Annotated in this window: 14 protein-coding genes; all 14 read left to right on the top strand. The window is 63.8% G+C overall.

The genetic code is table 11. The features are described 5' to 3' along the window. The first annotated feature begins 25 nt into the window (after positions 1-25). The 14 genes from ACO06J_RS01840 to flgK all read left to right on the top strand — a co-directional run bounded on the left by ACO06J_RS01840 (position 26) and on the right by flgK (position 13,535). A complete protein-coding gene (locus ACO06J_RS01840; RefSeq protein ID WP_421758997.1) occupies positions 26-1,033 on the top strand; it encodes a BMP family protein in 1,008 nt (335 codons plus the stop codon). Between the two features lie 12 nt (positions 1,034-1,045). Further along, a complete protein-coding gene (locus ACO06J_RS01845; protein ID WP_421758998.1) occupies positions 1,046-2,578 on the top strand; it encodes an ABC transporter ATP-binding protein in 1,533 nt (510 codons plus the stop codon). Then, complete coding sequence (locus tag ACO06J_RS01850) at positions 2,575-3,642, top strand: ABC transporter permease (RefSeq protein ID WP_421758999.1); 1,068 nt, start codon at positions 2,575-2,577, stop codon at positions 3,640-3,642. Before ACO06J_RS01845 ends, ACO06J_RS01850 begins: the two co-directional genes overlap by 4 nt. After that, positions 3,642-4,592, top strand: coding sequence for an ABC transporter permease (locus ACO06J_RS01855; protein ID WP_421759000.1), 951 nt, complete (start codon positions 3,642-3,644; stop codon positions 4,590-4,592). Before ACO06J_RS01850 ends, ACO06J_RS01855 begins: the two co-directional genes overlap by 1 nt. A 754-nt stretch (positions 4,593-5,346) precedes the next feature. Beyond that, entirely contained in the window at positions 5,347-5,985 is a 639-nt protein-coding gene (locus ACO06J_RS01860; RefSeq protein ID WP_421759001.1) for an RNA polymerase sigma factor, read from the top strand. Positions 5,986-6,122: 137 nt separating this feature from the next. Further along, complete coding sequence (locus ACO06J_RS01865; RefSeq protein ID WP_421759002.1) at positions 6,123-6,953, top strand: flagellin; 831 nt, start codon at positions 6,123-6,125, stop codon at positions 6,951-6,953. A 64-nt stretch (positions 6,954-7,017) separates the two neighbouring features. Further along, complete coding sequence (gene fliD / locus ACO06J_RS01870) at positions 7,018-8,724, top strand: flagellar filament capping protein FliD (RefSeq protein WP_421759003.1); 1,707 nt, start codon at positions 7,018-7,020, stop codon at positions 8,722-8,724. Beyond that, positions 8,721-9,149 carry a flagellar export chaperone FliS gene (gene fliS, locus ACO06J_RS01875; protein WP_421759004.1) on the top strand — a complete coding sequence of 143 codons (429 nt, stop codon included), beginning with the start codon at positions 8,721-8,723 and terminating at the stop codon, positions 9,147-9,149. The genes fliD and fliS overlap by 4 nt, the downstream gene beginning before the upstream one ends. A gap of 44 nt (positions 9,150-9,193) precedes the next feature. After that, positions 9,194-9,454, top strand: a complete 261-nt coding sequence (locus tag ACO06J_RS01880) for a hypothetical protein (RefSeq protein ID WP_421759005.1) — start codon at positions 9,194-9,196, stop codon at positions 9,452-9,454. A 124-nt stretch (positions 9,455-9,578) separates the two neighbouring features. Next, positions 9,579-9,851 carry a flagellar hook capping FlgD N-terminal domain-containing protein gene (locus ACO06J_RS01885; protein ID WP_421759006.1) on the top strand — a complete coding sequence of 91 codons (273 nt, stop codon included), beginning with the start codon at positions 9,579-9,581 and terminating at the stop codon, positions 9,849-9,851. Positions 9,852-9,862: 11 nt separating this feature from the next. Further along, a complete protein-coding gene (gene flgE, locus ACO06J_RS01890; RefSeq protein ID WP_421759007.1) occupies positions 9,863-11,128 on the top strand; it encodes a flagellar hook protein FlgE in 1,266 nt (421 codons plus the stop codon). Continuing rightward, a complete protein-coding gene (locus tag ACO06J_RS01895) occupies positions 11,125-11,343 on the top strand; it encodes a hypothetical protein (RefSeq protein ID WP_421759008.1) in 219 nt (72 codons plus the stop codon). The genes flgE and ACO06J_RS01895 overlap by 4 nt, the downstream gene beginning before the upstream one ends. Then, positions 11,340-11,792, top strand: a complete 453-nt coding sequence (locus tag ACO06J_RS01900; RefSeq protein WP_421759009.1) for a hypothetical protein — start codon at positions 11,340-11,342, stop codon at positions 11,790-11,792. Before ACO06J_RS01895 ends, ACO06J_RS01900 begins: the two co-directional genes overlap by 4 nt. Before the next feature lie 12 nt (positions 11,793-11,804). Further along, entirely contained in the window at positions 11,805-13,535 is a 1,731-nt protein-coding gene (flgK, locus tag ACO06J_RS01905; RefSeq protein WP_421759010.1) for a flagellar hook-associated protein FlgK, read from the top strand. Position 13,536 lies beyond the last annotated feature (1 nt).

Raw genomic sequence — 13,536 nt, forward strand, 5'->3', positions numbered from 1 at the left:
GAAAAATTCCCACAGGAGCGTTTGAATGGTCCATCAGGACAAATCCGGCCTGCCGCTGCGGCGGTGGCTCAAGCCATTGGCAATGCTGGTGACTTTTGTATCGACGTTGTTCGCATTGGCGCTGCCGGCACTGGCAGCGACCTTGAAGATCGCGATGATCCTGCCCGGCCCGATCACCGACAATGACTGGAATTCGGTCGGCTATAACGGCCTCCAGACGGCAGCCAAGGCACTGGGCGCCGAAGTCTCCTACGTGGAAAATGTGACCGATGCGGACGCCGAGCGCCTGCTGCGCGACTTCGCTGATCGCGGCTATGGGCTGATTTTTGCGCATAGCTTCTCGTTTGGCGACGCGGCGCTCAACGCGGCCGAGGACTACCCGAACACCATCTTCATGGCAGGCACGGCGGCGAGCCTCGCGCCTAACCTCGGGACCTATTCGAACCCCGACTATCAGGGCGCCTATCTCGCCGGGATGCTGGCGGCAGGGACGAGCAAGACGGCGGCGATTGGTTGGGTCGGCGGCATGCCGGCGCCGAACATGCTGGCGAACCTGCACGCCTATGAAGCGGGCGCCAAAGAAGTGAAGCCCGAGATCAAGGTGCTGCATACGTTTATCGGCAGCTGGTTTGATCCGCCCAAGGCGAAGGAAGCCGCGATTGCCCAGGTCGAGCAGGGCGCTGACGTGCTGAGCGCACAGGGCGTGGGCGTGATCGACGCAGCGCTGGCCAAGAACGTCTTCGCGCTGGGCGCCATGACAGACCAGAATTTCCTTGGGCCAAAGAACGTCCTGACGAGCGTGACCTGGGATCTGGGACCGCTGGTGACGGCGGTTGGCCAGGCGGTGATCGACAAGACCTGGAAGAGCGAGAACTGGTCGATGGGTGTTTCGGCCGGATCGGTGCAACTGGCTGATTTCCACGGGCTCGACAGCAATGTTGACCCGGCGGTGATCAAGGCGGTCGAGGACAAGATAGCGGCGATCAAGGCCGGGACGTTTGAAGTGCCGCTCGACACGACTGCCGTCGAATAAGACTGGTTGTCGATGAGCGTTAGTGTGACGCCGCTGGCTGCGGCGGCTGTCGAAATGCGTGATATTCGCGTGCAGTTCGGCGCCGTCGTGGCCAATGATGCGGTGAGCTTTAGTGTAGCGCCGGGCGAGATCCATGCGCTCCTGGGTGAGAACGGCGCCGGCAAGACGACGCTGATGCGCGTGCTTGCAGGGCTGTTGCAGCCGCAGGCGGGAGAGATCCGCATCGACGGCAAGCCGACGGTGATCACCGATCCGCAGATGGCGCGGCGGCTGGGCATCGGCATGGTGCACCAGCACTTCATGCTGGTGGAGACACTGACCGTCGCCGAGAATGTGTCGCTCGGCCTGCCAGAGGTGCGCCGCTGGTTTCCGAAGATGGGCGAGGTAGCAAGGGCCGTCGAGGCGCTGGGCGCGCGGCATGGGCTGGCGGTTCGCGGTGATGCGCTGGCAGGCGAATTGTCAGTGGCGGGGCAGCAGCGCGTGGAGATCGTCAAGGCGCTCTATCGCGGGGCGCGCATCCTGGTGCTGGACGAGCCGACGGCGGTGCTGACACCGCAGGAAAGTGCCGCGCTGTTTCCGGTGCTGCGGTCGCTCGCCGAGGCGGGGACGGCGATCGTTTTCATCAGCCACAAATTGCACGAAGTGATGGCGCTGACCGACCGGATCACCGTGCTGCGGCGCGGCAAGGTGGCGGGGACGCTGGTGACGCGCGAGACCAATGAGCGGCAGATCGCGCAGCTGATGGTGGGCGATGACGTGACGCTGCCGCGGCTTTCGGCGGTGGCACGACCGGCGGCGCCCGCGGTGCTGGAGGCGACAGGGCTCACGAGCCATGACGCGCGCGGGGTGCTGCGGCTCAACGATGTCAACGTCAGCGTGGCGGAGGGCGAGATCGTCGGGGTGGCCGGGGTGGACGGCAACGGCCAGCAGGAACTGGCGGAAGCGGTTGTCGGACTGCTGCCGGTCGAGGTGGGCTCGATCCGGATCGGCGGGCGGGAAATGGCGGGACGGCCCATCGCCGAGCGCATCGCGGCGGGGTTGGCGCATATTCCCGAGGACCGGCACCGGACGGCGATTTTCGAGCAGATGGCGGTGGCGGATAATTTCGTCGCGGAGGAAGTCGGGGCGCCGCGGTTCCAGCGGTTCGGGCTGCAGAGCCGGGCAGCGATTGCGCGGCATGCAGAGCGGCTGGTGAAGGACTTCGACGTGCGGCTCGAGCGGGTTGGCCAGCCGATCGGCAGTCTCTCGGGTGGGAACCAGCAGAAGGTGGTGCTGGGGCGCGCGCTGTCGCGCGATCCGAAGCTGATTGTCGCGGTGCAGCCGACGCGTGGGCTCGATATCGGGGCGACGGCATTCCTCCAGAGCCAGTTGCTGGCGCGGCGGGAGGCAGGCGCAGGGGTTCTGCTGATTTCGACGGAGCTCGACGAGATCATGGCGCTGTCGGACCGGATTGTCGTGATGTTCAAGGGCGCGGTGGTGGGGGTGCTGGCGCGCGCCGATGTGACGGTTGAGCGGCTGGGGCTGCTGATGGCGGGGGCAGCATGAACGGGGCGGAAGCGGCGATGGCGTTCGTCGAGCGGTACCTGCTGCCGCGTTCAGTGCTCTCCGGGCTGGTGGCGGTGCTACTGGCGTTTGCGGCAGGGGCGGGGCTGATTGCGCTGATCGGGCTCGACCCGGTGAAGGCGTATTCGAGCCTGTTCGAGGCGTCGCTGGGGAGCAGCAACGGGCTGGCGGAGACGGCGATTCGGACGGTGCCACTGGCGCTGTGCGGGATCGGCATCGCGCTGGCGTTCCGGGCGGGCGTGTTCAATGTCGGGGCGGAGGGGCAGCTCTATATCGGCGGGATCGCGGCGGCATGGGCGGGAACGCAACTCGCCGGGGCGCCGCAGGCGCTGGTGCTGCCGGCGATGGCGGTGGCTGCGGCGGTGGCTGGAGCATTGTGGTCGGCGATTGCCGGGGTGCTGAAGCAGCGGTTCCGGGCGGATGAGCTGATCACGACGATCATGCTCAACTATATCGCGATCTATTTCGTCGGGTACCTGCTGCATGGGCCGCTGCAGGATCCGGCTTCGCCGCTGGCGCAGACAGTGCGGCTGGGGGCGGAGGGGCGGTTGCCGGTGGTGATGCCGGGGTCGCGGCTCCATGCGGGGATATTGATCGTCGTGGTCGTTGCGGCGTTGGCGCAGGTTTATCTGTGGCGGGCGGTGGAGGGGTTCCGGCTCAGGGCGGTGGGGCAGAATGCGCGGGCAGCGCTGAATGCAGGGATCAACGTGCGGCGCATGGTGTGGACCGGGTTCCTCGTCTGCGGCGCGCTGTCGGGGGTTGCGGGGTTTTCGGAGGTGGCGGGGGTGCATCGGCGGATGATCGAGAACCTGTCGCCGGGGTTTGGGTACACCGCGATCATCGTGGCGCTCCTGGGCCAGACCAATCCGATTGGGGTGCTGGCGGCGGCGGTGTTGTTTGCGGCGCTGCAGATTGGCTCGACGACGATGGAATCGGCGGCGGGGGTGCCGAGTGCGCTCACGACGGTGATCCAGGCGCTGGTGGTGCTTTTTCTCATTGCGCAGAACGCCTTGCCGCGCCGGGCCAAGCCTGCGGGAGCGGTGTGATGGAGCAGGTGCTGGCGGCGATCTCCGATCCGGTGCTGGCGGGTTTTCTCGCGGCGAGCGTACGGCTCAGCGTGCCGATCCTCTTGGTGGCGCTGGGCGGGATGTTTTCGGAGAAATCCGGGGTGCTCAATATCGGGCTCGAGGGGATGATGCTGATCGGCTGTTTTGTCGGTTTCATCGTCGCTTACGCCACCGGAAATCTGTGGTTAGGCGTGGCTTCGGCCATGATCGTTGGTGCGTTGGCTGGGCTTGGGCTGGCCTGGTACGCGGTGACGGTGGGTGCCAACCAGGTGGTGGTGGGGATTGCGTTCAACCTCCTGATGCTCGGGGTGTCGGCGTTCTTTTTCCGGCTCGCTTTCGGGTCGGGGACGGCGCCGCCAAGGATCACGCCGTTCCAGCCGATCGATTTCGGCGCGCTGGGGCAGGTGCCGATCATCGGACCGCTGCTGTTCGAGCATGATCCGCTGACGTACCTGACGGTGGGGCTGGTGGTGGTGGCGTGGCTGGTGATGCATCGCTCGACGCTGGGGCTGTCGATCAAGGCGGTGGGCGAGCATCCGGTGGCGGCGGAGACGCTGGGGCTTAACGTCATCGGCATCCGCTATGGCGCGGTGATGGTGAGTGGGGCGCTGGCCGGGCTCGGTGGAGCGTTTCTATCGACCAGCGCGACCGGGCTGTTTCTCGACAACATGACCGCGGGGCGCGGCTATATCGCGCTGGCAATCCTGATTTTGGGCCGGCGGCATCCGTTTGGGATCGTGGCGGCGGCGCTGTTGTTTGGCGCGGCCGAGGCGCTGCAATTGCGGGCGCAGTTGCTGCCGATCGGGGTGCCGCTGCAGTTCCTGATCATGCTGCCCTATGTGCTGACGATTGTGGTGCTGGCCGGGTTTGCGCAGCGGAGCGGCGCGCCGGCGGCGCTGGGGGTGCCGTTCAGGCGGCATGGTGAGTGATCTGATGCGGTTGATCTGGATCAATGCGGGATCTCTGGGGCGGTGGTGATTTCCCTGGCGTCAAGCCAAGGAGATTCCGATGCCGCCAGAAGCCGTGTTGTTCGTAAGCGCCGTGATCATTGCGTTCACCCTGTTTGGGGTGACGCTGGCCTGGGCGTCACGCTCATCGGCCCAGCCCAAGGCCTGAACATTCAAGGTCGCCAGCATCGAAGCGCCTGAGGCGCTTCACGCTTCCTGAGTCGGGGGTCTCAGTGCCGGTGCGTCATCCTTAGAGGTGACGGCGACCGGCTTTTTCATTTCCGGATTTACAGGGCCGCTGGGTCTCGTACGGGCCAGTTTTGTGGCCGGTGCAAGGCGGGTATGTTGCTGTACCTGTCAATAGTCGGGCGCTGAGTTGCTGAACAATGCCAATAGGTCTCAGCATTGCCAGAGGGCAACTCAGAGACATTGGGTTGCAAAAATCTGCGCGGCGCAACGCGCAGGGCGCGTTACTAACGAATGGTAAATCCTTGGCGAATCAACGGGATGCAGACCGCATCCCGCGTTCTTCGAGGCTTTATCCTGGTGCAGAATGCGCGGGAATTTACGGGGATTCAATGGGCAGTATTTGCCGTATGCGAGGCAGCTTTTGCCTAGCTAAGATACGGAAAAATATATGTTTTTCGCGCCTGAATTAGCGCTGTCGTCCGTTCAATCCGCAAGACCCGGTGTTGGCGACTGTGCCGGACATGGGTTCGAACTGGGGAGAGACGACATGGCAATTGCGGCCCAGCTGCCTGTGACCGATGATCCGGTGGTGGTATCGGGCGCGCCAGTTCCGACCCGTCCTCTCAATGAAGACGACAGCCTGCTGCGCCGAATTGGCGAGGGCGACGAGCGGGCGTTCCGCAGCCTGGTCGAGCGGCATGTCGACAAGGCCTATGCCCTGGCGCTGCGGATCCTGCGCAACCCCACCGACGCCGAGGATGTGGTGCAGGACGTGATGCTGAAGGTCTGGAGCAATCGCGGGAGCTGGCAGGAAGGGCGGGCGCGCTTTTCGACCTGGCTCTATCGCGTGGTGACCAACCGCTGCCTCGATCTCTGCCGGCGGCCGCGCACCTCCGATATCGATGCTGCGCCGGAAATGGCGGACGGCAAGCCGGATGCTGTGAGCTCGATCCACACCGGCGAAGTCAACCTGATGCTCGAGCAGGCGATGGGGCAGTTGCCGGACCAGCAGCGCATTGCGCTGATCCTTTCGTACCACGATGACCTGTCGAACCCCGAGATCGCCGAGATCATGGAGACGACGGTGATGGCGGTGGAGTCGCTTTTGAAGCGCGGACGCCAGCAGCTTCGCCGGATTCTGATGACCGCGGAAGCTGAGATCCGCGATTCGTTTATGAAGATTTAAGTATAAGCTCCTCAAGGCGAATATAAAATTCGCCTGACTGAACGGGGACGGCCGTTCAACCGACAGATGCGACCCGTTGTTGCGTCTCTCACCTGCGAAGTCGGGTGAGTTCCGGATGTCTCAAGGAGTGAGATCGCATGCCCGTCATTTCGACAAACATCGCCGCCAATTCCGCGGTTCGTTACCTCAACATCAATTCGGCCGCGCAGACCTCGTCGCTGAGCAAGCTCGCCAGCGGTTCGCGCATCACGCAGGCGTCTGACGACGCCGCCGGCCTCGCGATTTCGACGCGTATTTCGTCGGACGTGACGGCGCTGACGCAGGCGGCGACCAATGCCTCGCACGGTATCTCCGTGCTGCAGACCGCCGATGGCGGCGCGTCCAACATTTCGGACATCCTGCAGCGCATGAAGTCGCTGGCCTCGCAGGCATCGTCCGGAACGGTGACCGATACCGAGCGTACCTACATCGATGCCGAATTCAGCCAGCTCATCGACGAAGTTGACGGCATTGCGACGGGCACACGTTATAACGGCGAGAGCCTGCTCGACGGCACGTCCGACCAGTACAATGCCACCGGCGTGGACGTCATGGTTGGCTCCAGCGCGGACGACGTCATCACCCTGACCCTGACCTCGCTCGATTCAGCTTCGCTTGGCATCGACGGCCTGACCACGGGCACACAGTCTGATGCCCAGGACGCGCTCGACGCACTGGATACGGCAATCGACAGTGTCTCGAACGCCCGGGCTTCCATCGGCGCCCTTGAATCACGCTTTGGCTTCCGTTCCGAGCAGATCGACACCAGCATTGAAAACCTGTCGGCTGCGAACTCGGCCATCATCGATACTGACGTGGCGTCGGAATCGGCGGCGCTGGCATCGGCCAAGGTCAAGACCCAGGCCGCCGTGGCTGCGGCTGCCCAGGCCAGCCAGATGCCGCAGGACCTGCTCAAGCTGCTGCAGTAACGGCTGTTGAAGTGAGCGCTGGCGGCGAGCCGACCAAAGCGGCTCGCCGCCGCCGGAGATCCAGATGACATCATCCGTCAGCAGCACGGCATCATTGCTCTCGTCCTCGACCAGCACGTCGAGCACCACCAGTTCGGGATCGACCAGTTCCACGTCGGACATCGACTGGGACGGCCTGATCGAGGAGGCGGTGCAGGCCAAGCTGAGCAAAGCCGACTCGATTGACCTCAAGATCACCGAGAACGAAGCGAAGTCTGCTGCCTTCCAGAGCCTGTCGGACCTCTTGGCGGACGTGCAGACGGCCGCGCAGGCGCTGCGGGCCCCTTCGGGATCGTCGCAGGCCAGCACCGACGTATTCAACGCGCGGACGGCCTATCTGACGGCCAATGGAGATGTCGATGCCTCGAGCTCGGTGTCTGCCACCGTCGAGAGCGGAGCGACGATGGGGAGCTATGATCTGGCGATCACCCAACTCGCGACCGCCCACAAGGTGACCAGCGCGGGCCAGTCGAGCAAGACCAGTGACCTCGGCTATGACGGCGTCATTTCGCTGGGGACCTCTACGGACACGATGACCGAAATCGAAATCACCAGCGATATGACGCTTGCGGAAGTCGCCGAGGCGATCAATGCGCAGTCCGACGCCACCGGGGTGCAGGCGAGTGTGCTGAAGGTATCGAGTTCGAGCTATCAGCTGGTGCTGTCGGGGACATCGACCGGCACCACGATTGTGGCCGAGGCGGTGTCCGGTGACGACCTGCTGACGGAACTGGGGATCACTGACGAGGCCGGTGACTTTGCCGATGTGCTGCAGGAGCCGCAGGACGCGATCTTTTCGATCGACGGCATCGCGGTGACGCGCACCACCAACGACATCGACGACGTGATCGAAGGGGTGACACTGCACCTCTATCAGGTGACGCCCGACGACACTTCAATCACGGTCGAGATCGGGACCGATCTCAGTTCGGTCAAGGACGCCATTGTGGCGCTGGTAGATGCCTACAATGCCTATCGCGACTTCGCCTATGCCGAGCAGCAACTGCCAAGCGACGACAATGCCGACACCACTGTGCTGTTCGGTGACTCGACACTGCGGACGATCTCGGCTGCTGTCACTGCAGCCATCAGCGAGTCGATCGGCAGCAACACCATGGCCCTCTTGGGGCTGTCATTTGATTCCACCAACAATCTCGAACTCGACGAGGACACGCTGGACGACGCGCTGCTCTCCAGCCTCGACGAGATCCAGTCGCTGCTCAGCTTTCAGATGGAGAGCTCGTCTGCGAGCCTGCTGCTGCTGTCGCGCGGCACTGAAGTCCCCAACGACTTCACACTCGATATCGTCACCGACAGCTCGGGGGTGATCACGTCGGCATTGGTAGGGGGGGACAGCTCCCTGTTCACGATCAGCGGCACCCGCATTATCGGCGCCACGGGCAGCGGTTATGAGGGGTTTACCTTCGTTTATGCCGGATCGAGCAGCAAATCGGTCGATGTGTCGTTCACGACCGGCATCGCCGAACTGCTCTACAACATTGCCGATGAGGCGACCGACGAGACCAGCGGCACGCTGACCACCATCATCAGCGATATCGGTGACACCAACGACGATCTGACGGACAAAAGCGACGACATCCGGTCGCGCGCCGAGACCTACCGGACGAACCTCACCAACCGCTACGCAACCCTGCAGGCCGCCATCTCAGAGGCAGAGTCCATGCAGGACTATCTTACCACCCTGCTCGATACCTGGAACAGTTCTTCATGAGTGATTCAATGAGGCATGCCATCGGCGCTTACCGCACCGCAGCGACGACGGTTCATCCGCTGGTGGCCGTGGTCAAGCTGTACGACGAGGCGTTGCGCCGCATCGGGCAGGCGATCGATGGCACGGAAGCCAAGCGGCACGAGGAGGCCTATATCAACATTTCCCGCGCCTCGATGATCCTCAGGGGGCTAGCGGCGAACCTCAGGTTCGATGTGGGCGGCGCGGACGGAAGTGCGCTTGCTGCTACGCTCAAGCAAACTTATGTTACAAACATGATTGCGCTGCACACGTCCTATGGGAAGAAGGACGCGCCGGCGCATTATAACCGGATCAGGCGGGGCCTCCTGGAATTGCGCAATGCCTGGGCGGTGACGGCCGGCATGGCGGAAATCAGCATCGAAGAGCGCCCCTCGCCGAAAAAATAGTGACCGGGCCGGCCGCCGCCTCCCGTGTCGAGGGGCGGGGCTGGATGTCTATCCTGACACTTGAAGAGTTCGAGGCCGCGCTCGACCGCGATGGTGCGGACCTGGGCAAGTGGCCGGCCCAGCAGCAGGTGGCGGCGATGGCGCTGATGGCGCAATCGGCTGAGGCGCGCCAGCTGTTCGAATCCGCCCGGCAGGTCGAGGAGCTGCTGGCGAGCGCCAGCGGGATCAAGGCTCCCAGGGGCCTCGCGGACCGTATCGCCAACTTCGTCCTGCGCAAGCCGCCAAATAAACCCGACAAAAGCTGATTTCCTGCGCCTGAAAATCCGGCACCGGCCGTTTCAATACCATCACAAAACGTGACGCCCATTGAAACAAAAGCTCCGGTTTCCGGCCAGTTCTGGCCTGTTCCGGACATGCCGGGACTTTGCCATGAGCATTACTTCCGTCGCCTCGAGCGGCACGACCAGCACCAGTTCAACCTCCTCCAGCAGCTCCAGCAGTTTTTCGAGCGACGACTTTCTGAAGTTGCTGGTCGAGCAGTTGCAGAACCAGGATCCGCTCAACCCCACTGACACCAGTGAGGTGATGAGCCAGATGGTGTCGTTCGCCAGCTACCAGCAGCAGGCCGACACCAGCGAGACGCTCTCCACCATTTCGTCGACGCTGAGCAGCATTGCCTCAGCCCTCGACATTTCGGTCTGAGGACAAGCGCCATGTCCCTTTCCAGCGCCATCAATTCGGCCGTCTCAGCGCTCAATGCGCAAAGCTCGGCCCTCGCCATGGTCTCCAACAATCTCGCGAACACGTCGACGATTGGCTACAAGACGACCTCAGCCAGTTTTTCGAGCGTGCTCGCCGGGTCGATGTCCTCAGGTTCGGGGGCTGCGGGCGGGGTGACGGTTTCCAGTGTCGCCAATGTCTCGGGGCAGGGACTGCTGGAGACGTCGTCGGTTTCGACCAACATGGCGATCTCGGGCAGCGGGTTCTTCGCGGTCTCGGGGGCAACCGATGACAATACGGCCTACTATACCCGCAATGGTGAGTTCAGCGTCGACAGCGACGGGTACCTGACCAACAATGGGTACTACCTGCTCGGCTGGGCGACGGATGCGGACGGCAATATCACCGGAAGCGCCACGGCGAACGGGCTGAAGCCGGTGGACGTGGACTCGATCTCGACGATCGCGGCGCCAACCACCACCATGTCGATGATCGCCAACCTGCCGGCAGATGCGGCGACCAATGCGACGTTCACCAGCTCGGTGGAGCTCTACGACTCGCTGGGTACCGCTGCGACGTCGGAGGTCACGTGGACCAAGACGGGCGAGAACACCTGGACGGCAAGCTTTGCCGACCCGACGCTGGCGTCGGATCCAACGCAGACGGTGGGGACCGTCACGAGTGATCCGATCACCATCACATTCAATGCCGATGGCACGCTGGCGAGCACTGATCCGGCCTCGCCGACGCTGACGATCGGGAGCTGGACGACCGGCGCCGCCAGCAGTTCGGTGGCGCTCGATTTGGGCACGGCCGGTGCGGCCAGCGGCCTCAGCCAGTATTCGGCGGGGACCGATACGCTGACGGTTGACCTCGAGGCCAAGCAGGACGGCGTTGCCATGGGCACGCTGACCGGGGTGGAGATCGCAGACGATGGCACGGTCAGCGGCGTTTACGACAACGGCATGACTCGCTCGATCTTCAAGATTCCGGTGGCGACATTCACCAACGCTGACGGCCTCAGCGCGATGAGCAACGGCATCTACCAGGCGACCTCGGAATCGGGCGGGGCGACGCTGAGGATATCTGGGACCAATGGGGCCGGGACGATCTACGGCAGCCAGCTCGAACTCAGCACGGCGGACACCAACGAAGAGTTCGCCAAGATGATGGCGGCGCAGCAGGCCTATTCGGGCGCGGCGCAGATCGTTTCCACGGCCAAGTCGATGTTCGACACGCTGCTGTCGGCCGTTCGATGAGCGACACAATCCGGAACGAACTGGCGCGGCTGAAGGCGGCGCCGGTCGAGACCAGGGCGCAGGTGCTCGGTGCGTTAGCCGAACTGCAGGCGCTTACCGGGCGGTTGCTGTCACAGCGCGATGCCGTCAGCGCCGAACTCGCCACACTCTCCCGCGGCATCACCGCCGTATCCGCCTATGCCCACTATCGCACGACCAAGGGAAAACGCTCATGAGCCTGCCGCAGACTGCCGCCACCCGACCCGACACCGATGCCAAGATGGTTCGGATCATTGCGCTGCTCGATGAACTGCTGACGGTGATTGCTTCCGAAAACAGCCTGCTGTCGTCGGGGATGCCGGCCTCGCTGGCGCAATCGGTGGAGCGGAAGACCGCGCTGGCCAACGAACTCGATGGCTGGATGGGTGCCATCCGCAGCGGCGAAGTGGCAATGGGGGCGTCCGACCCCGCCAATATCGCGACGCTGGTCAGCCGGCTGCAGACGCTCAAGACGATGATGGGCGAGAACACCTCGCGGATCCGTATGGCGATGGGGGCGACGCGCCGCCGGATCGACGGGATCATGCGGGCGCTGCGCGATGAGCCGCGGCAGGCGGGGATTTATGGCGCTGATGCGCTCAGGCAGCGGCGGCTCGCCGAGTCGGCCGGCAAGAACTGGGCCTGAGGGCGCCGGCTGATGTCCTTTTCCGCCATCCGGTCCATTGCCACCAGCGCGTTGACGTCAACGCAGGTCCGGATGCAGGTGACCTCGTCCAACATCGCAAATGCGGATGTGGACGGGTACACCAAAAAGACAGCCACCCAGGCGGCGACGACCAGCAGCGGGGCCGGCACCGGTACGGTGGTCACCGCGATCAAGAGCGACGTCGACAAGTTCCTGCTGCGCGATGTGATCGCGGCTGCCTCGGAGCTTGGGGCGGCGAACGCGACTAACGGCAAGCTCGATGCGCTGCAAAGTCAGCTGGGCAGCACGACCAGCAGCGATGGCTCGGGCACCTCGATATCCGATACGATCTCGACGCTGCTGACTTCGCTGACGTCGCTGTCGGGGACAGTGGAGAGTGACACCCTGCAGGGACTGGCAGTCGAGAGTCTCGACGCGGTGGCGAGCCAGCTGCGCGAGACCTCCGCGACTGTGCAGGATTTGAGGGCGCAGGCGGACGAGGGGATCGCAGACGCGGTCGACACTGCCAATGAGGCGTTGCAAACGATCTCGGACCTCAACGAGCAGATCGTTGCGGCCAAGGCCTTGGGCCAGACGACTGCCGATCTCGAGGACAAGCGGAACACGGCCTTACAGACGGTCGCGACTCAGCTCGATGTTTCCTACATCGTCAGGGCCAATGGCGAGATGCGCGTATCGACGACGTCGGGAACGACGCTGGTCGACGGGACGGTGCACAAGCTGACCTATACGCCAGCGGCGGTGGTCGGCGCGGATACGGTGTTTGCGGGGGTGACTGTCGACGGCAAGGATATCAGCTCGGAGATCAATTCCGGCACGATCGGGGGGCTGATCGAGCAGCGCGACACGGTGCTGGTGGCGGTACAGGACAGCCTCGATACGCTGGCGACGGGGCTGATCGACAGCCTCAATGCGGCGTACAATGCCGGGAGCAGTGTGCCGGCGCCGTCGAGCTTGACGGGGACGGTGGCGGTGAGCGCGAGCGACACGCTCGATGCCAGCGGGACGCTGCGGCTGGCGATCACGGATAGTGATGGGGCGCTCGTATCCTACAGCGACCTGGAGCTCGATGACCTCGATACGGTCGATGATCTGGTCGGTGCGATCAACGCGATCTCGGGGCTGAGCGCGAGCGTTGCCAGCGGCAAGCTGGTGATTACTGCGAGCAATGGCGACGGCGTGGCGGTTGCCGATATCGACAGCACGCTGGGGAGCAGCGGGCAGGGGTTCTCCGATTATTTCGGGCTCAACGACCTGCTGGTTGGGACCAGCGCGGCCAATATCAAGGTGCGCAGCGATATCGTCGGCGGGAGCGGCAGTTTTTCGACGGCGGTGCTCAGCACCAGCGATGACATTGCGACTGGCGATATCGCGCTGAGCAATTCCAGTGCGTTCGCGCAGTCGCTCGAAAGCGTGTTGAGCGGTGATCACGCGTTTGCGGCGAGTGGCGGACTGAGGGCGCAGACCACCAGCTTTGCCGAATACGGGGCGGCGATTGTTGCAAGGGTGGCGACAACTGCCAGCAGCGCCAGCAGCACGCTCGAAAACCGGCAGTCGGACTATGACACCAGCTCCGATGCGCTGTCATCGGTTACCGGCGTCAATGTCGACGAGGAAACTGCGGCGCTGAACGAGCTGGAGCAGCAGTATTCGACGGCGGCGCAACTACTCTCGATCCTCAATGACATGTTCGACGCGCTGCTCGCGGCGGTGAAGTCGTGAG

It is taken from the genome of Devosia sp. (assembly GCF_965229025.1).
Classification (GTDB): domain Bacteria; phylum Pseudomonadota; class Alphaproteobacteria; order Rhizobiales; family Devosiaceae; genus Devosia_A.